Origin of the sequence: Pseudonocardia sp. KRD291 (assembly GCF_019263595.1) — a bacterium.
GTDB lineage: Bacteria > Actinomycetota > Actinomycetes > Mycobacteriales > Pseudonocardiaceae > Pseudonocardia.
Genome location: NZ_JADQDD010000020.1, coordinates 19,988 through 37,996, shown reverse-complemented (window position 1 = coordinate 37,996; position 18,009 = coordinate 19,988). Strand labels below are relative to the sequence as shown.

Here is an 18,009-nt window from a genome sequence, read left to right as displayed (position 1 = left end):
GCGCCAGGAGCTCGTCTCCGACGGCGTCGCCGTCGTCCCGGTCTCCGACGGCATCGGCCTGCTCGACGGCATCCGCTCGGCCGCCGCTGCGCTCGTCGTCCTCGACATGGAGCTACCCGGCCCCGACCCGGGCGTCGTACTCGGCGCACTGCACAACGAGGCCCCGCTGACCCCGGTCGTCGCGATCACCTCGCGCGAACGCCGCGCCGCCCTGATCGGGCTGCTGCGCGGCGACCGCGACGACTTCCTGCTGCGCCCGTTCATGGTCGACGAGCTGACCGCCCGGATCCGGCTGCGCCTGCGCGCCGCGGCCGGGCTCCCGGCGCCGATGGTGCTCAGCCACGGCGGGCTCGCGGTGGAGATCGACCACGGCGAGGTCTCGGTGGACGGCCGGCCGGTCGCGCTCTCGCCGACCGAGTACTCGTTGCTGATCGCGCTGCTCGCCCGCCCGGGCGAGGTCGTCTCGCACGACGATCTCGCCGGGCAGGCGTGGGCCGAGCCGGTGTCGGCGAACCTGGTGCAGGTCTACATCTCCTACCTCCGCCGCAAGATCGGTCCCGAACGGATCCGCACCGTGCGCGGCGCGGGATACCAACTGGAGGGATGAGGCATTCGGCGATCATCGGTGATCGGAAATGCCGGAGGTACGGCCGGAGGCCATCCGGTGACGTTTCCCGAAAGTGCCCGTGCGCCTGCCGCGTGACCACCGAGCGTTATCGAACCCGCAGGTCAGGCCTGCGTAACCCGCACGGGTGACGAATTGTGGACGGAACGACTCCGTCGGATAACTGTTCGGGCGTCATTGCCTGCAGAACGGTGTCGAAAGCCGCGTACCGTGCTATCCACGCCTCAGCCGTTCGGCATCTCGGACCGGCCGGCATGAGGAGGGAACCATGAGCACGTTCTTCTGGATCATCGGAATCATCATCGGCGGTCTGATCATCGGCGTGATCGGCAAGCTGATCCTGCCGGGCAAGCAGGCCATCCCGATGTGGCTGACGATCGTCGCCGGCATCGTCGGTGTGGTCATCGGCACGCTGCTGGCCCAGGCCTTCGGCCTCGGGACCGCCGGCGTCTGGAACCTCTGGGAGATCGTCCTGCAGATCGTCGTCGGCATCATCGCGGTCGCCGCGGCCGCCGCGCTGTACCCGAGGATGGTCACCGCCAAGCACTAGGCGGCATCCGCACCCGGCCCGGCCCCGACGACGTCGCGGGGCCGGGCCGTCGTGTGCGCCGCGCCGGAGATCGGCGCTGTTCTCAGCCGGTGAACGCGCTCGCGGCGGCGATCAGGGCGTCGTTCTCCTCGGGACGGCTGATCGTCACCCGCACCCCGTCCGGCTGGAACGGCCGCACGACGACCTTGTGCTCGACGCAGTGTGCCGCGAACGCCGTGCTCCGCTCCCCGAGCGGGAGCCAGACGAAGTTCGACTCGCTGGCCGGCACCGTGAACCCGGCCGCGAGGAGCGCGTCCCGCACCCGGTCCCGCTCGGTGATCACCTTCGCGCAGCCGGCCAGGATCTCCTCCCGGTTCTCGATCGCCGCGATCGCGCCGGCCTGGGCCACCGAGCTGACGCTGAACGGCGGGCACACCTTGCGCAGCGCCGTCGCGAGCTCGGCGGAGGTCAGCGCGTAGCCGACCCGCAGCCCGGCCATCCGGTAGGCCTTGGAGAACGTGCGCAGGACCACCAGGTTGGGATGCTCGTCGAGCAGCGGGCGCCCGGTCACGGCGTCCGGATCGGTGACGTACTCGGCGTAGGCCTCGTCCAGGGCGACCACGACGTCGGAACCGACCGCGGCCAGGAAGCGCTCGAACTCGTCGCGGTGCACCGCGGGCCCGGTCGGGTTGTTCGGGCTGCAGACGAAGATCAGCCGGGTCCGCTCGGTGACCGCGGCGGCCATCGCGTCCAGGTCGTGGCGGAACCCACCGTCGAGCGGGACCGTCACGGCGTCCGCGCCGCCGATCTGGGTGACGATCGGGTAGGCCTCGAACGAGCGCCAGGGGAACATCACCTCGTCCCCCGGCCCGAGGCAGCTGACCTGCACGAGCTGCTGGCACAGGGTCACCGAGCCGCAGCCGACGGCGATCCGCTCCGGGGCCAGGTCGTGGAGCGCGGCGATCCGGCCGGTGAGCTCGACCGCGCCCAGGTCGGGATAGCGGTTCCCGTCGGCGGCGGCGCGGGCGATCGCGGCCAGCACGGCGGGCGCGGGAGGGTCGGCGACCTCGTTGCTGGCCAGCTTGATCGACCCGGGGACGGTGCGGCCCGGCACGTAGGCCGGAAGGGTGTCCAGATCGGGGCGGATCAGCGTCATGTCGGTCACGGTAGCCGCAGGGGGATGACCCGGGTCCGGGCACTCTGACAGGCTCGGTGCATGACCGAGATCCGCACCGAGACCGTGCCGCTGGTGGACGGCAGCGAGCTGCGCCTGACGATCGCCGACCCGGACGGGCCGGTCCGCGGCGGTGTGGTGGTGCTGCACGAGGCCCGCGGCGTCACCGACTCGGTCCGTGGCCTGGTCTCCGGTATCGCCGGGGACGGCTGGCTCACCGTGGCCCCGCACCTATACCACCGCGACGGCGCCGACGAGATGGGCGCCGAGACCGACGACGCGCAGGTCGCGGACCAGGTCGGGCGCCTGGACTACGAGCAGGTCATGAGCGACTGCGACACCGCGTTCGGCTGGCTGGCCGAGCACGACGTGCCCAGCGACCGGATGGGCGTGCTGGGCTTCGACCTCGGCGGCACGGTCGCGCTGCTGGTCGCCGCGAACCGCACGCTGGGCGCGGCCGTCACGGTGGCCGGCGGGGGAATCGAGAAGGCGCCCGCGGGCACCGTCCCGGCCCTGGTCGACGCGGCCCCGGAGCTGACCTGCCCGTGGCTGGGCATCTACTCCGAGTCCACCGACCCCGCCGCCGTGGACAAGCTGCGCGAGGCCGCGGCCGGTTCCGGCGTGGCCACGAACCTGATCGTGTACCCGAGCACCGGCTACCGCTTCGACGACGACCAGGAGTCCGCCGCCGACGCCTGGCAGCGCGTCCTGAACTGGTTCGACAGCCACTTGCGCTGACGCGCCCGCGCACGAGGTGTGAGCTGCGACGGGTCGGCGGAGACCACTGGCACGGCGACGCGTCGTCGGCGAAGGTGGGCACATGACGTCGGCAGAGACCGGGACCGCAGTCGAGACGGACGATCCGGAGACGGTGTGGCGACCGGACCCGGCCACCGGCGCGGACACCGAGATCGCGCGTTTCGCGGCGTGGGTCCGTGACGAGCGCGGTGTCGAGATCGCCGACGTCACCGACTACGCGGCCCTGCACGAGTGGTCGGTCCGCGATCTGGACGGTTTCTGGTCGGCGGTGGCGGAGTACTCCGGGGTGCTGTTCCACGACAAGCCGACGGCGACGCTGGGCTCCCGTGAGATGCCCGGTGCGCAGTGGTTCCCCGGGTCGACGCTGAACTACGCCGAGCACGCGTTGACCCCGGGCCCCGGGCGCGCCGACGAGGACGTGGCGATCGAGTTCGTCCGGGAGGACGGCGTCGAGCGCACGGTCACCCACGCCGAGCTGCGTGAGCAGGTCGGACGGGCCCGCGCCGGGCTGGTGCGGGCCGGCGTCGGGCGGGGCGACCGGGTCGTCGCGCTGGCCCCGAACTGTGTGGAGACGCTGGTCGCGTTCCTGGCCGCGGCGAGTCTGGGCGCGATCTGGTCGTCGTGCAGCCCCGACTTCGGCGCCCGCGCGGTGCACGACCGGTTCGCCCAGATCGAGCCGGCCGTGCTGGTGGCGGTGGACGGCTACCGCTACGGCGGCAAGGCCTACGACATCCGCGAGAACGTCGCCACCCTGGCCGGGCAGATGCCGAGCCTGCGCGAGACCGTCCTGGTCGGCTACCTCGACCCCGACGCCACGCTGGAGGGCACGACGCCGTGGGCGGAGTTCACCGCCGAGCACGCGCCGCTGGAGTTCACCGCCGTGCCGTTCGACCACCCGTTGTGGGTGCTCTACTCCTCCGGGACGACCGGGCTGCCCAAGGGGATCGTGCACGGGCACGGCGGCATCGTGCTCGAGCACCTCAAGGCGATGCGGCTGCAGCAGGGGCTCGGCCCCGGTGACCGGTTCTTCTGGTTCACCACCACCGGCTGGATGATGTGGAACTTCCTGATCGGGGGCCTTCTCGTCGGGGCGACGATCGTGATGTTCGACGGCAGCCCCGGCCACCCTGACCTGGGCGCGCTCTGGAAGCTGGCCGCGAAGCACCGGGTCAAGCTGTTCGGGGTGTCCGCGCCCTACGTGCAGTCCTGCCTCAAGGCCGGCCTGCGCCCCGGCGACGAGTACGACCTGTCGTCGATGGCGGCGCTCGGCTCGACGGGTGCGCCGTTGTCGTCGGAGGGTTTCCGGTGGATCGCCGACGCGGCGGGTGCGCACATCCAGATCTGTTCGGTCTCGGGCGGCACCGACGTCTGCGCGGCGTTCCTGGGCTCCGCCCCGACGGTGCCGGTCTGGCTCGGAGAGCTCTCGTGTGCCGCGCTCGGCGCCGACGTCCGGTCGCTGGGTGAGGACGGCGCCGACCTGCTCGACGACGTCGGCGAGCTGGTGATCACCACCCCGATGCCGTCGATGCCGGTGATGTTCTGGGACGACCCGGACGGCTCACGGTTGCGGGAGGCCTACTACGAGGACTTCCCCGGCCGGTGGCGTCACGGCGACTGGGTCCGGCGCACCCCGCGGAACTCCTATGTGATCTACGGCCGTTCGGACTCCACGCTCAACCGCGGCGGGGTCCGGATGGGCACCGCGGACTTCTACGCGGTGGTCGAGGCGTTCGACGCTGTCGCGGACTCGTTGGTGATCGACACGACGGCGCTGGGCGCGAAGGAGGAGGGCTCGCTGCTCTGTTTCCTGGTCCTCGGGCCCGGCGCGTCGCTGGAGGAGGTCGAGCCGCAGCTGCGCAAGGCGTTGCGTAAGGAGCTGTCACCGCGTCACGTCCCGGACCGGTTCATCGTCGTGGATGCCGTGCCGCGCACCCTGAACGGCAAGAAGTGCGAGGTGCCGGTGAAGAAGATCCTGGCCGGCACCGCGCCCGAGAAGGCGGTCAGCACCGGCGCGCTGCAGAACCCCGACTCCCTGACGCCGTTCCTCGACATGGCCGGACGCTGACCCCGGCCCCGGGTCGAGACCGATCGATCCCGGTGTGTACTCTTGGCTTCGCTGGTGGCCGTGAGGCACCGGGGAGGCTTCGCCTAGTCTGGTCTATGGCGCCGCACTGCTAATGCGGTTTGGGGTAACCCCCCATCCCGGGTTCAAATCCCGGAGCCTCCGCACTGGCGCGGCCGGATCCTCCGGGGTGTGGCGGCGTCAGCACAACTGAAGACATGCGCCCGTAGCTCAACGGATAGAGCATCTGACTACGGATCAGAAGGTTAGGGGTTCGAATCCCTTCGGGCGCACCACATAACCCCTGGTAGATCGCTTGTACCGCGATCCACCGGGGGTTTTTCGTCGGTCAGGGTCGGCACGCGGCGGACGGGTACTCGACGTCGGCACCGGAGGTGGCGGGACGCCGCCCGGCGGCCGGGATCAGCAGGATGTTCGGCGACCGGTGGAGCAGCCAGGCGAGCGCCACCGACATCGGGGTCGCGTCGAGACGCGCGGCCACGGACTCGAGCGTCGAGGACTGCAGCGGGGTGAATCCGCCTCCGCCGCGCCGCGCACGACAACCTCGACGTCCTCGGGGTCGACGCGCCGTCGTGGTCTCGGCGTGAGCGACGTGAGCCGGGTCGGGGGCCCGTGGCGTCGCCGAGACCCACATGGACGACGTACTCGCCCACCGCGTGGCGACGTAGCGTCCGGCGCCACGGACACTCAGGCCGTGATGCCGTACTGCGCGATCTTGCGGTAGAGCGTCGAGCGGGCCACGCCCAGCGCCGCGGCGGCGGCCGCGCGGTTCCCGTCCGACTCGCGCAACGCCACCACGATCGCGTCGCGTTCGGCCTCGTCGACCGGGCGCAGCGCGCCCCGCGGAGCGCTCTGGCAGGACTCGGGCAGGTCGCCGACGCCCAACATCCCCACCGGGCGCCTGCGCAGCGCCGTGGCCAGCGCGTCCCGCAGCTCCGCGACGTTGCCCGGCCACCCGTGCCGGGCCAGCGTGCGCAGCGCCTCCGTGGACAGCCGGGCGTCGCGGCCGGGTGCGAGGTCGGCCAGCACGTCGGTCACCAGCGACGGGAGGTCACCCGACCGGTTCCGCAGCGGTGGCACCGTCACCGAGCGCCGGACGCCGGCGAGCAGCTCGGCGACGTCGGCCCCGCGCCGCGCGTGGTCCGCGGCGGTCGCCGCGAGCCGTGCCCGGGATGCGCGCAGCGCACCGGGCAGGCCCGGCGGGACCCCGTCCCACCGGTCGACGTCGGCCAGCACGACCAGCGGCGACGGTCCGGAACGCCGGATCCGGTCCGCCGGGTCCTCGCCGGTGTCGGCGGGCCCGACCTCGACGACCCGGCCCGGACCGTGCAGCGCGCGGTCCAGGTCGGCGAGCAGCCTGCGGCGGCCGCTCCCGGTCTCACCGACGACCAGCAGCGGCGTCCCGGCGCGGACCGCATCGGCCGCCGCGGTCCACGCCACGCGCCAGGCGGGGCTGGTGCTCGCCGGCACCGATCGGGGGTCCGGCGCCCCGCGGGACAGCGCGCCGCCGCCGGCCTCGGCCGATACCGAGACCACCGCGACCAGCCCGGCCACCGTGGTGCCGACCGTGACACTGGCGCCGCGCATCCGGACCCGGACCCCGGAGGGCAGGTCGAGACGGTCGTCGACGTCGGGGCCGCGATGCATCCGGAACCGGGCGTGGTCCTGCAGCGCGGCGAGGTCACGCGGCTCGAGCAGGGTGTGCAGCGCGGTGTTCGCCAGCACCGTCCGCCTGCCGACCGCGAGTACCGCGCGCCGGGAGCGGGCCTCGACCCGGGTGTAGAGGTCGAACAGTGCCTGCTGGCCGGTGTCCCGGTCGTGCAGCAGGGCGTCCTGTATACGCGCGGCCGCCGAGGTGACCGCCGAGTGCAGGATCGGCGACGAGTGCTCGGCCCGGCAGCTGACGTCGAGCACGCCCTCGATCCGCCCGGTGAACGGGTCGCGCACCGGTGCGCCGGCGCAGGCGTAGGACTGCAGCGGCTCGACGAAGTGCTCGGCGCCCACGACGTGCACCGGTCCGCCGGACTCGAGGACGGTGCCGACCCCGTTGGTGCCCACCGCGGCCTCGTCGTACCCGAACCCCTCGGCGAAACGGTTGTCGTCCGCGGCCCGCCCGATCGACGCCGCGGTGTCCAGCCGGACGAGCAGGCGGGCCCGCTCGTCGGTGAGCACGACGCACACCGGGACGCCCGCGATCTGCTCGGCCAGCTGTTCGATCACCGGACGGGCGCACCGCACCAGCCGGGAGTCCACGTCCAGGTCCGGGTGGTGCCGGTTGGCCACCAGCTCCGGGTCGACGCCGCGGGCGAGGCTCCGGCGCCAGGAGGCCGCCACGTGGTCCGGGATCCCGGGCAGGTCGGCGTCGGGTCGGTCCAGGAGCCGCGCGCGGGCGGAAGCCAGGAGCCTGCGACGAGCGAGGACGTCACCCATGCACGGCACCTCCCTGTGGTCGCACTCACACTAGGCGACCGGCGGTCAAGCACGGAACCGTCCGATGTTGGGACAGGGCCGACCCCGGCCGCCCGGCCTACCGTCGGTGCGTCCCGTCATCGTCGACCCAGGGAGAACGGCCCATGACCCGTGCCGCCACGGCCGATCAGGAACAACGCAGCAGTGAGAACGAGCACCTCGACGTCCTGATCATCGGGGCCGGTGTGTCCGGCATCGGCGCCGCCCACCGGCTGCGCACGGAGTTCCCCGACCGCAGCTTCGCGATCCTCGAGGCGCAGGACGCACGCGGCGGGACGTGGTGGACGCACCGCTTCCCGGGCGCCCGCTCGGACAGCGACCTGTTCACCTACGGCTACCGGCACAAGCCGTGGCGCGGAGCGTCCATCGCCGCAGGCGGCGCGATCCTCGACTACCTCGACGAGGTCATCGAGGAGGACGATCTCGCAGGCCGGATCCGCTACGACCACCGGGTGACGGCGCTGCAGTGGTCGTCCGACGACGCCCGCTGGACCGCCGAGGTCGTCCGGACCGACACCGGCGAGCGGCTGCGGCTCACCGCCTCGTTCCTCTGGATGTGCCAGGGCTACTACAACCACGACGAGCCCTACACGCCCGAGTGGCCCGGCACGGAGCGGTTCGAGGGCACTGTCGTGCACCCGCAGCTCTGGCCGGACGACCTCGACTGCGCGGGCAAGCGGGTCGTGGTCATCGGTTCCGGCTCGACGGCGGCGACCCTGGTGCCCGCGCTGGCCGGGACCGCCGAGCACGTGACGACGCTGCAGCGCTCGCCGTCGTACTGGTTCCCCGCTCCCACGGTGCACGAGCTCGCAACCATGCTGGAGCCGCTGGACCTACCGCCGGACTGGACGCACGAGATCCTCCGTCGCCAGTACGTCCAGCAGCTCGACTGGCTGGCCACGACGGGTCGTGACGACCCGGACCAGCTGCACGAGTTCCTCGTCGAGACGATCCGGCCACTCCTGCCCGAGGGCACCGACGTCGAGAAGCACTTCACCCCGAGCTACCGGCCGTGGCAGCAACGGATCGCGTTCGTCCCGGACGGCGACTTCTTCGCGTCCATGCGCGAGGGCAAGGCCTCCGTGGTCACCGACACGATCAGCGAGTTCACCGAGAAGGGTGTCCAGGTCTCCTCGGGCGAGGTGCTCGAGGCCGACGTCGTCGTCACCGCCACCGGCTTCAACCTGTCGGTGTTCGGCGACATCCCGTTCACCGTGGACGGCGAGCCGGTCGACTTCGCGAGCCGCGTCACCTGGCGCGGGATGATGATCAGCGGTGTGCCGAACATGGCGTACGCGTTCGGCTACTTCCGGCACAGCTGGACGCTGCGGGTCGACCTGATCAACGACCTCGTCGGCCGCCTGTTCGAGCGGATGGCCGAGCGGGGAGCGACCACCGTCGTGCCGGCGCTGCGCCCCGGGGACGAGGACATGCCGCGGCTGCCCTGGAGCGACCTGGACAACTTCAACCCCGGATACGTCCAACGCTCACAGGACCGGATGTTCCGCCAGGGCGACCGCGAGCCGTGGACCCACATGCACGAACACGACCACGACCGCGTCGCACTCCCCGAGGCCGACCTCGACGACGGCCTCCGGTACCGGTAACACCTCCTTTCCCTTCACCTCCCCGGGAGAACCACCGTGCCCCGCATCTCCGTCCGCACCGGAACCACGCTGAACTACGAGATCAGCGGCAGCGGCGAGCCGCTGCTGCTGATCATGGGAACGTCCGGCTCGATCGCGTTGTGGGCCGAGCTGGCGTCGCGCCTCGCCCAGACCCACCAGGTGATCGCGTTCGACAACCGCGGCCTCGGCGGCAGCGACCGCGGCACCGGCCCGATCAGCGTGGCATCGCTCGCCGAGGACGCCTCCGCGCTGCTGGAGGCGCTCGAGGTACCCCGCGCGCACGTGCTCGGCTGGTCACTCGGCTCGGCGGCCGCGCAGGAGCTCGCGCTGGCCCACCCCGACCAGGTCGCCTCCGCCCTGCTGTACGCGACGTGGGGCCGCAGCGACGGTTTCCAGCGGGCGGTGCTCAGCGCGCTGCGGCTGCCCTACGTCCACCGGGACATGGAGTCGGCGCTGGTCACGTCCGGTCTCGCGTTCTCCCCGCAGCTGCTCGACCACCCGGACTTCGCGCAGATGCTGGAGCCGTTGCTGCCGGCGTTCCCGCAGAACGAGGAGCAGATGCAGGTCACGGTCGAGCAGTGGGACGCCGACCTGGCGCACGACTCGCTGGACCGGCTCGGCGCCATCTCCGCGCCGACGCTGGTCGTCGTCGGGGAGCAGGACCTGCTGACCCCGCCGTGGCAGGCGAAGAAGGTGGCCGACGCGATCCCGGGCGCACGCTACGAGCTCGTGACGGGACCCGGGTCGAGCCACGGCACGCACGTCGAGCGTCCCGAGGACCTCACGAAGATCGTCACCGGCTTCCTGGGGGAGCACCCGATCTCCCGCTGAGACCCGACGACCCGGCAGTCCTCGGAACCGGCGGTCCTCAGAAGACGGTGCCGACGTCGTGGGTGACGACCTCGTCCATGTTGCGTTCGGCCAGCGCCGCGATGGTCAGGGACGGGTTGCAGGCACCGGTGCTGCCCGGGATCAGTGAACCGTCGTTGACGTAGAGGCCGCGCTGGCCGAGGACCCGGCCGTGCGGGTCGCACACGTCGCCGATGGTCGCACCGCCGAGCGGGTGGTAGGTCGTGGTCTCGACGGTGCTGGTGTCGAGCGTGATGTTGGCCAGGCCCTGCACAAGCTTTCCGCCACCGAGGATGCGCCGGACCTGCTTCGTGGTGGCCGCGGTCTGCTGCGCGTCGTAGGTCTGGCTCCAGTGCAGCTTCGCGTCGTCGGCGACCGGGTCGTAGCGGAACACGCCGCGGGGTTCGACGATCGAGAAGCCGATGACGCTGGTGGTCCCGACGTCGGTCGGGAACGGCACGCCGCCGTTGACGATGGTGATCGGTCCGGCGGGGTTGTCCCAGTCGCGGACCCCGACGCACGCGGGCCCGCCCTGCAGCGCTCCGGGGCTGTCGCCGACCGGGGTCCAGCTGAAGATCCGGTCGCCGTTGTTGCCCCAGTTGGCGCCGACGCCCTCGGGCAGGTCGGGGACCAGGTCCTTGGCCCGCGCCTTGACCAGCAGCCGGCTGGTGCCGGCGGACCCGGCGCCGAGGAACAGGGCGTCGGTGGTGATCCGGATGCGTTCGACGACGTCGCCGTCGGTGGTGATGCGCTCCACGTGCACCACCCACCGGCCCGCGGGGTCGCGTTCGATGTCGGCGACGCGGTGCAGGGTGGCGACCTCGACCCGCCCGGTCGCCTCGGCCTCGGCGAGCCAGGTGCGGTCGACGGTGTTCTTGCCGCCGTTGTTGGCCCCGTACAGGACGTCACCGGTGGTGTAGGAGGGTGTGATCTCGCCGCGCAGCTCGCGCCGGGCCACGTCCCAGTCCATCGGGATCGGCACCCGGTAGGGCTCGAGACCGCTGTCGGCCACGCGGTCGAGGAACATCCGGGAGGACCTGTAGGACGGTGCGGCGAGGACGTCGTCCGGGATCGGCTCCGGCTTGAGGACGGCCGCGGCCCGGCGGTAGTAGTCCCGGTCGAAGGCGTCGTAGTCGAGCACCGAGGGCATCGACGCCGCGAAGTGGTCACCGCGGGGTTGGATGGTCATGCCGTGGTAGACCAGCGAACCGCCCCCCACCCCGGCTCCGCAGAACACGTCCATCCCGACGCCGCGGACCCTCTCGAGAACCCCGGTGTAGGGCTTCCAGAACCTCGGCGGTGACCCGGTCAGCACCGTCGACGGGCTCAGCCAGGCGGCGCGGCGGTCCGGGGAGAACATGTGCGGGAACGTCTCGGCGTCCGGCGTGATCGGCCACCGGATCCCCCGCTCGAGCACCAGGGTCGGCACCCCGGCCCGGGCCAGCCGCAACGCCGTGACGGCGCCGCCGAAGCCCGTTCCGATCACGACGGCCCTGCGCCGCTGCTCACTCACCGCCGGGCCGGAGGCGGCCCGGGCGGCCGGGGCGAGCGCGGACGACGCGGCGCCGGCGGCGAGGGCCAGTCCGGCTCCGGCTCCCACGACGAACGTGCGACGGGACAGGTTCGGCTCGCCCATGCGTGGCGCCTTCCGACGGGGGACCTTCGGCCATCTCGATCACCGAAGTTCTACCGGATAACTGAAACGAACCCTCACTGAGGGTTGCCGACAGCCGAGCTCCGAGAGGGCGAGCGACGTCGCGGTCTCCGGTGAGATATGTGTCACATGTGCTCGAGGCGCAGTTGAGTGTGCCCCGGCGGCATGGCGTCAGCTGGTGCCAGGGAACGACACCGCGAAACCCGTCGGAGGAACCATGGACGTCGTCACCAGCAGGGGGAAGCCGCTGCGGCCGCTCCGGCGCCGGGAGGTCCTGCACCGTCACCTCTACGCCGTCGACCATCCCGGGCCCGGCGGGGCGCGGGCCACCTACACGGTCGAGATCGACGGGACCCGCGACGACGGGCGCGCCGAGCTCTACGTCGACGGGCGCCGGCAGGCGAAGGCCGACATGCCGGCGTCGTTCCCCGTTCCCGGTGCGACGATCGAGGTCGCCGTCACCCTGTACGGGGTGCGGCGGATGCACCTGGTCGGAGACGGGGGCGAGGAACGGCGTCTCGACCCGGTGCCCGGCACCCTGGAGTACCGGCGCGGCCGGATGCACCGCCGTCACCGCGTCCTGAGCCGGGTGATCGGGTGGCTGGCGATCGCGATCCTGCTCGTCAACCTCGTCCTGGCCGTCCCGGAGGCGCTCGAGCTCCTCACCCGCATCGACCGGATCGCCGAGGTCGTCGGCACCTTCACCTCCCCGGTCCAGATGCCGGGCTGGATCACCACCACCCTGATCGTGGCCGGCGTCCTCGCCGCCGTGGAGCGGGCGCTCATGCTGCGGCGCAACCGGGTGATCGACTTCGAGACGTTGTGGACGGTCCTCTGACGCCGGCCGGAGTGCACTTCGGCCGGGCCGAGGTCCGGCGCGGTCGCCGGTGGTCCTAGCATCGGCGCGGTGGCGATGTTCAGGATCTCCTACGCGGCGGAGCTGCTCGGCGTCAGTGACGACACGGTGCGCCGCTACGTCGACCAGGGGCATCTGTCGGTGCGCACCGACGCGTCGAACCGCAAGGTGATCGACGGCGTCGACCTGGCCACGTTCAGCCGTGAGCACGCCACCCTGCCCGGCGAGAAGTCGTCGATCCGGTCCTCGGCCCGCAACCGGATGGTCGGCCTGGTCACCTCGGTGATCGCGGACACCGTGATGGCGCAGGTGGAGATCCAGTGCGGGCCGCACCGGGTGGTGTCGTTGATGAGCACCGAGGCGGTCAACGAGCTCGGTCTGGCCCCGGGCGAGCTCGCCGTGGCGGTCATCAAGTCGACCAACGTCGTGGTGGAGACGCCCGGCCGCTGACGGTGCCCTCGCTCCGGGGGAGATCGTCAGCGGAGGGCGCGGTGCAGAGCCGTGGGGTCGGGCTGAGCGATCCCCGGGGTGCCCCCGTGGGTGTCCAGCACGGCGCGGACCCGGCGCACGACCGCGGGGTCGGTGTAGACGTCGTCCGGGCGGGCGAGCATGCCCTTCACGGTGGTCAGGGACCGGAACAGCGACGCGTCGTGCGGCGCCGTCGCGGCCAGCTCCCCGAAACCCACCCGGTCCACGGACGGGGCCGGTCCGGCCGGCGCGGCGGGGGACCGGGGCGGTCGCCCGGCCAGGTTCGCGCGCACCCGGCGGAGGCGTTCGGCGTCGATCCGAGCCTGGTCCAGGTAGTACGGCTCGACGTGCTCGGTGACCGCACGGTCCGCCGCGAGCGCGCGGGCGACCGGGTCCGACGGGTGCTCGGCGAGGACCTCGACCAGGTCCAGGGCGCCGCGCAGGCCGACCCCGAGCCCGCGGGCCAGCGTCGGGTTCGTGGTGCACACGCTGTCCCCCACGGCGTGCAGGCCGGGCGCGAGCGGTGCCCCGTCCGCGACCAGCCGGTGCATCGTGTTGTGCAGGCCGGCCATCGGGAACACGTCGCTGATCGGGTCCATCACGTCGAGCCAGCCACGGAAGGGGGCCACCGTCCGCAGGACCTCGGTGAACACGCGCGGGTCACGCACGCGGCGGAAGCGCGTGTCCTCGGTCAGCGGACAGATCCCGACCACCATCGTGTCGTTGTCCGCGCCCCATACCCCGACGGTGAACTCGTCGAGCGCGAGGATCGTGCGGTTGTCCGGACGGGCCGGCAGCCCGCTCCGGGTGCGGAGCCGGTAGTGCCGGCTGAAGTAGGCCACACCGCACTCCGCGGACCGTGCCGGCCGTGCGCGCGCGCCGATCGCGGCCAGCCACCGGTCGATCCGGGTCCGGCGTCCGGACGCGTCCACGACCACGTCGGACCGCAGGTCGCCGACGTCGGTGCCCACCCCGACGACGCGCGGCCCGGCAGGGCCCCGGGCGCCCGGGCCGGTCAGCAGGCCGCGCACGGTCGCCCCGGTCCGCAGCGTGACGCCGGGCTCGGCGCGCGCGGCGCGGCCGAGAACCCAGTCCACGGTGGAGCGGCGGGTGAGCAGCATGGTGAAGCGGTCGTCGTCCGGGCCGACGGCGCGCTCGGTGAGCGCGGGAGGCATCTGCGCCGCCAGGTCCGACTCGACCGCACCCGCCGCGAGGAGGTCCCGGTACACGTCGGGCAGGTGCTCGCGCATCAGTAGCCGGAACAGCGAGAGCAGCACGTGCGGCTGGACGACCTGCGGTGCGCTGCCGCGGAACGCCGAGGCCGCGGCGTCCTCGCCGGTCGCCTGCCGTGGCAGCGTGTCGCGTTCGAGGACGGTGACCCGGTGACCGTCGCGCGCCGCGAGCAGCGCGGTCATCAGCGCGGCGGCGCCGCCACCGACGATCGTGATGTCCATCCGTGTCACCCCCGGTGTCGAGGGTGCACCGCGCCACCGGGCGGCGCCATCGAGTTCGGATGCCGGGTTCAGTCCCGGTAGCGGCCGGGCCGCTTCCCGGCGAAGGCGGCCAGTGCCTCCTCCAGGTCCGCGGAGATCAGCGTGCCGGCGTTCCAGGTCGCGATCTGCTCGAGACCGTCGGCCACCGAGTGGTCACGGGCGTAGGTGATGGCGTGCTTGGTGCCGCGCAGCGCGAGCGGGGACTTCGCCGCCAGCTCGGCGGCCAGCGCCGCGACACGCTCCCGCAGCGCGTCGGCGTCCGGGAGGACCTCGTTGACCAGGCGCAGCTGCGCGGCCTCGGTGCCGCCGACCGCGCGGCAGGTGTAGGCCATCTCGCGGGCGACGCCCTCGCCGACGATGCGGGGCAGCCGCTGCAGCACGCCGACGTCGGCGGCCAGGCCCATGTCCACCTCCTTGAGCACGAACCTCGCGTCCTCGGAGGCGTAGCGCAGGTCGCAGGCGACGGCGAGGTCGAGCCCCGCGCCGATGCACACGCCGTGCACGGCGGCGATCACCGGCTTGCGGCACCTCTCCACGCTGGTGAGGCAGTCCTGCAGGTCGAGGACGACCCGGCGCAGCTCGTCGGATCCGTGCCCACGGGAGTCGCCGCCCGCGGCCTCGCGCAGCCCGCCGAGCATCTCCAGGTCGATCCCGGAGCAGAAGTTGCGGCCGTTCCCGGAGATCACCACGACCCGCACCGACGGGTCGGCGTCCAGGGCGCGCACCGTGTCGCGCAGCTCGAACCACATCGCCCGGTTCATCGCGTTGGCCGCGGCCGGACGGTCCAGGCGCAGCTGCGCGACCCCGTCCGCCGTCTCGACCGCGAGCGTCGTCGGCTCACCCATGATCGTCTCCTCCCGCCGGTGGCCCGGCGGTGTGCCGCCGGGCAGGTTCTCGCCGCAGGCTAACCGGGGCGGCGGGAGCCGCACCGGGGCCGGCCGCCCTCGACATACCGTCCACGATGGAGTGGAACGGCGGCCACGGTGCCCGGCCGGGTGCGGCTGGCGAGCAAGATGTGAGCCCTGAGGTGCCGCCCCCGCCCACCACCTCCCCGTCGACCGCCGTGAAGTGTGATGTCCGAAACCGCTGTGTCGCTCGCGCTCTACGCCCTGCTCGTCGCCGTCCCGCTGGCGCTTACCGTGGTGCTCTGCCTGGTCACCGTGCGACGGATCCGCAGCGAGCCGCGGCGGCTGGGCAACTCCTACTGGCTGCTCGCCTCGGCACTGATGGTCGGCAACGTCCCCGGCGTCCTGGGCGTCGCCGGCGGCAACCCGGTGCTGGCCACCGGCATCGTGCTGGCCGTGCTCTCGCCGCTGCTCGCGGTCGTGTTCGCCGTGTTCCTGATCCTGAACGGGCTGGTGATGCTGCGCCGGGAGCGGGTCAGCGCGGGCAACTCGTTGTCGCTGCTGCTCGGGCTGCTGATCCTCGGCCTGTTCGCGGTCGCCGTCCCGGCGGTGCTCGGGGACTCGCTGTGGGCACGGGCCGGCTGGCTGGTGTGCTTCCTCGGGGTGCTGTTCCTGTCCTTCCAGTTCGTCGCGTACCTGGGGTACGCGCGGCTCTACGTGTGGCTCGTGCGCGACCGGCCCGTCGACTGGGTGGTGGTGCTGGGGTCCGGGCTGCACGGCAGCGAGGTGCCACCGCTGCTGGCGTCCCGGATCCGCACGGGGCTGGCCGAGTTCGCCCGTCGCGGGGCCCGCCTGCTGGTCATGTCCGGCGGGAAGGGCGGCGACGAGCGGCTCGCGGAGGGGGAGGCGATGGCCGGGTGGGCACGCGGGCACGGCGCCGAGCCGGACTCGCTGCGGGCCGAGACCGCGTCCCGCAACACCGAGCAGAACCTGCGCCTCAGCGACGCCCTGGTCCGCGCCGAGGCCGGTGCCGACGTCGGAGCGGGCACCGGGCTGATCGTCACCAGCAACTACCACGTGCTCCGGGCCGCGCTGCTGGCGCGACGGCTGGGTGTCGACGCGCAGGCCGTCGGAGCCCCGACCGCCGGCTACTACTGGCCGAGCGCGGTGCTCCGGGAGTTCGTCGCGATCCTGCGCGAGTACCGCGTCGTCAACGCCGTGCTGCTGGTGCTGGTAGCGGTCCCGCTGCCGCTGGCGGTGGTCCTGGCCGCGGGCTGATCGCTCAGACCCGCCCGACCCCGACGATCGTCAGGGCGAACTCGGTGTACTCGCGGGCGACCTGGTCCGGACCGACCGGGCCGTCGTCGCGGAACCAGCGCGCGATGCTCACGCACATCTCGCGGATCGCGAACGAGGCCAGCGCGGGGGAGTCGACGGCGAACCGGCCGGTGCGCACGCCGTCGGTGATGATCTCGCGCAGGCCGTGCTCGTGGGCGCGGCGCAGGTCCTGCATGGCGCTGCGGTGCGGCTCGTCGAGGCTGCCGGTGTCCCGGTTGACCACGATCGCCTCCCGGCGGTGGGTGGCGTGCCGGCGGGCGTAGACCAGGGTCGCGTGGTGCAGCCGGTCGATCGGGTCGGTGCGGCCGTCGACGGCGGTGCGGAAGTCGGCGAGGACGCCGGTCACCGTGCGTTCGACGAGCGTGCGCAGCAGGTCGTGCTTGGAGCGCATGTGGTTGTAGAGGCTCGGTGTGCGGACGTCGAGCGCGCCGGCGATCTCGCTCAGCGCGGTGCCGTGGTAGCCGCGTTCGGCGAACAGGGTCAGGGCCGCATCCAGCACGGACTCGCCGGTCAGAGGGGCGCGGGTCACGGCCGGTACCGCACGATCCGCAGCGCGTACCCGGCGAACTCGTCGGCGACCTGCTCGGCCGTGCGGGGCCCGTCGTCGCGGAACCAGCGGGCGATGCTGACGCTCATCTCCAGGATCGCGAACGAGGCCAGTGCCGGGTCGCCGACCTGGAACCCGCCGGTCCCGACGCCGTCGATGATGATCGCCCGGACGGCGCGTTCGTGCTCGCGGCGACGCTCCCGGACCCGGGACAGGTCCGGCTCGTCGAGGCTGGTGGTGTCCCGGTTGACGACCAGGGCCTCGCGCCGGTGCGTGGCGTGGCGCAGGGCGTAGACACGGGTCGCGGCGTGCAGCCGCGCGGCCGGCCCGTCGACGTCGCGCACGGCCGCGGCGAAGTCGGCGAGCACCTCGTCCAGGGTCCGGGTCAGGATCGTCTCCAGCAGCTCGTGCTTGGAGCCCATGTGGTTGTAGAGGCTCGGCGTGCGGATGCCGAGCGCCTCGGCGATCTCGCTCAGCGGGGTCCCGTGGTAGCCGCGTTCGGCGAACAGCGTCAGGGCCTGGTCGAGCACCGTCTCCCTGGTCACCGCAGGCCTTGCCGGGCACATGCGGATCACCCTAGCCGCGTGCCCGCGCATGCCCGGCCCTTGCGCGAGGCGGGGACGCGTCGCTACGTTCGCCAGACGAATGAGCGTTAGCTAGCTGGACGGCTCCAGCCGCGGTCGACGGGGATC

16 protein-coding genes, 2 tRNA genes and 1 pseudogene are annotated in these 18,009 nt (G+C 72.7%); 11 read left to right on the top strand and 8 right to left on the bottom strand.

What is annotated here, in order from left to right; translation table 11 throughout:
- Window positions 1–607 (top strand): response regulator transcription factor (locus I4I78_RS05435; RefSeq protein WP_218610076.1); only part of this gene is annotated, 607 nt, incomplete at its 5' end.
- A 286-nt stretch (window positions 608–893) separates the two neighbouring features.
- Window positions 894–1,175 carry a GlsB/YeaQ/YmgE family stress response membrane protein gene (locus I4I78_RS05430; RefSeq protein ID WP_218610075.1) on the top strand — a complete coding sequence of 94 codons (282 nt, stop codon included), beginning with the start codon at window positions 894–896 and terminating at the stop codon, window positions 1,173–1,175.
- Window positions 1,176–1,257: 82 nt separating this feature from the next.
- Here I4I78_RS05430 and hisC read toward each other — a convergent pair whose 3' ends face one another.
- On the bottom strand, window positions 1,258–2,310 hold the full coding sequence (hisC, locus tag I4I78_RS05425) for a histidinol-phosphate transaminase (RefSeq protein WP_218610074.1): 1,053 nt from the start codon (window positions 2,308–2,310) through the stop codon (window positions 1,258–1,260).
- Window positions 2,311–2,370: 60 nt separating this feature from the next.
- Between hisC and I4I78_RS05420 the strand changes: the two genes are divergently transcribed.
- The 4 genes from I4I78_RS05420 (at window position 2,371) to I4I78_RS05405 (ending at window position 5,445) form a co-directional block, all read left to right on the top strand.
- Window positions 2,371–3,066, top strand: a complete 696-nt coding sequence (locus tag I4I78_RS05420) for a dienelactone hydrolase family protein (RefSeq protein ID WP_218610073.1) — start codon at window positions 2,371–2,373, stop codon at window positions 3,064–3,066.
- Window positions 3,067–3,148: 82 nt separating this feature from the next.
- The gene (locus tag I4I78_RS05415; protein ID WP_218610072.1) at window positions 3,149–5,152 is read left to right on the top strand and encodes an acetoacetate--CoA ligase; all 2,004 of its coding nucleotides are present in this window, start codon (window positions 3,149–3,151) and stop codon (window positions 5,150–5,152) included.
- A 72-nt stretch (window positions 5,153–5,224) separates the two neighbouring features.
- Window positions 5,225–5,314: transfer RNA gene (locus tag I4I78_RS05410), tRNA-Ser, on the top strand.
- 55 nt (window positions 5,315–5,369) lie between these two features.
- A tRNA-Arg gene (locus tag I4I78_RS05405) sits at window positions 5,370–5,445 on the top strand.
- A gap of 53 nt (window positions 5,446–5,498) precedes the next feature.
- On the opposite strand, the pseudogene I4I78_RS34175 reads toward I4I78_RS05405, so the two are convergent.
- Together I4I78_RS34175 and I4I78_RS05395 are read right to left on the bottom strand one after the other, a co-directional pair.
- Window positions 5,499–5,690: pseudogene (locus tag I4I78_RS34175) on the bottom strand (oxidoreductase); the annotation flags it as partial.
- Window positions 5,691–5,857: 167 nt separating this feature from the next.
- Complete coding sequence (locus tag I4I78_RS05395) at window positions 5,858–7,600, bottom strand: sigma-54-dependent Fis family transcriptional regulator (RefSeq protein ID WP_218610071.1); 1,743 nt, start codon at window positions 7,598–7,600, stop codon at window positions 5,858–5,860.
- A 143-nt stretch (window positions 7,601–7,743) separates the two neighbouring features.
- On the opposite strand from I4I78_RS05395, the gene I4I78_RS05390 reads away from it, so the two are divergent.
- Window positions 7,744–9,246 carry an NAD(P)/FAD-dependent oxidoreductase gene (locus tag I4I78_RS05390; protein WP_218610070.1) on the top strand — a complete coding sequence of 501 codons (1,503 nt, stop codon included), beginning with the start codon at window positions 7,744–7,746 and terminating at the stop codon, window positions 9,244–9,246.
- Between the two features lie 36 nt (window positions 9,247–9,282).
- Window positions 9,283–10,098 (top strand): alpha/beta fold hydrolase, encoded by an 816-nt coding sequence (locus I4I78_RS05385; protein ID WP_218610069.1) that lies wholly within the window; start codon window positions 9,283–9,285, stop codon window positions 10,096–10,098.
- Between the two features lie 37 nt (window positions 10,099–10,135).
- On the opposite strand, the gene I4I78_RS05380 is transcribed toward I4I78_RS05385, so the two are convergent.
- A complete protein-coding gene (locus I4I78_RS05380) occupies window positions 10,136–11,752 on the bottom strand; it encodes a GMC oxidoreductase (RefSeq protein ID WP_218610068.1) in 1,617 nt (538 codons plus the stop codon).
- A gap of 235 nt (window positions 11,753–11,987) precedes the next feature.
- On the opposite strand from I4I78_RS05380, the gene I4I78_RS05375 reads away from it, so the two are divergent.
- Both I4I78_RS05375 and I4I78_RS05370 read left to right on the top strand, forming a co-directional pair.
- Window positions 11,988–12,608: a hypothetical protein gene (locus I4I78_RS05375; protein WP_218610067.1), complete on the top strand. Its 621-nt coding sequence runs from the start codon at window positions 11,988–11,990 to the stop codon at window positions 12,606–12,608.
- Between the two features lie 69 nt (window positions 12,609–12,677).
- A complete protein-coding gene (locus tag I4I78_RS05370; protein ID WP_218610066.1) occupies window positions 12,678–13,076 on the top strand; it encodes a molybdopterin-binding protein in 399 nt (132 codons plus the stop codon).
- A 26-nt stretch (window positions 13,077–13,102) separates the two neighbouring features.
- Here I4I78_RS05370 and I4I78_RS05365 read toward each other — a convergent pair whose 3' ends face one another.
- Together I4I78_RS05365 and I4I78_RS05360 are read right to left on the bottom strand one after the other, a co-directional pair.
- Complete coding sequence (locus tag I4I78_RS05365) at window positions 13,103–14,548, bottom strand: NAD(P)/FAD-dependent oxidoreductase (RefSeq protein WP_218610065.1); 1,446 nt, start codon at window positions 14,546–14,548, stop codon at window positions 13,103–13,105.
- A gap of 68 nt (window positions 14,549–14,616) precedes the next feature.
- Complete coding sequence (locus I4I78_RS05360) at window positions 14,617–15,432, bottom strand: crotonase/enoyl-CoA hydratase family protein (protein ID WP_218610064.1); 816 nt, start codon at window positions 15,430–15,432, stop codon at window positions 14,617–14,619.
- A gap of 228 nt (window positions 15,433–15,660) precedes the next feature.
- Between I4I78_RS05360 and I4I78_RS05355 the strand changes: the two genes are divergently transcribed.
- Window positions 15,661–16,710, top strand: a complete 1,050-nt coding sequence (locus I4I78_RS05355; protein ID WP_218610063.1) for a YdcF family protein — start codon at window positions 15,661–15,663, stop codon at window positions 16,708–16,710.
- Window positions 16,711–16,714: 4 nt separating this feature from the next.
- On the opposite strand, the gene I4I78_RS05350 is transcribed toward I4I78_RS05355, so the two are convergent.
- Both I4I78_RS05350 and I4I78_RS05345 read right to left on the bottom strand, forming a co-directional pair.
- Window positions 16,715–17,299: a TetR/AcrR family transcriptional regulator gene (locus I4I78_RS05350; protein WP_218610062.1), complete on the bottom strand. Its 585-nt coding sequence runs from the start codon at window positions 17,297–17,299 to the stop codon at window positions 16,715–16,717.
- Window positions 17,296–17,862: a TetR/AcrR family transcriptional regulator gene (locus I4I78_RS05345; RefSeq protein WP_308251914.1), complete on the bottom strand. Its 567-nt coding sequence runs from the start codon at window positions 17,860–17,862 to the stop codon at window positions 17,296–17,298. The genes I4I78_RS05350 and I4I78_RS05345 overlap by 4 nt, the downstream gene beginning before the upstream one ends.
- Between the last annotated feature and the right edge of the window lie 147 nt (window positions 17,863–18,009).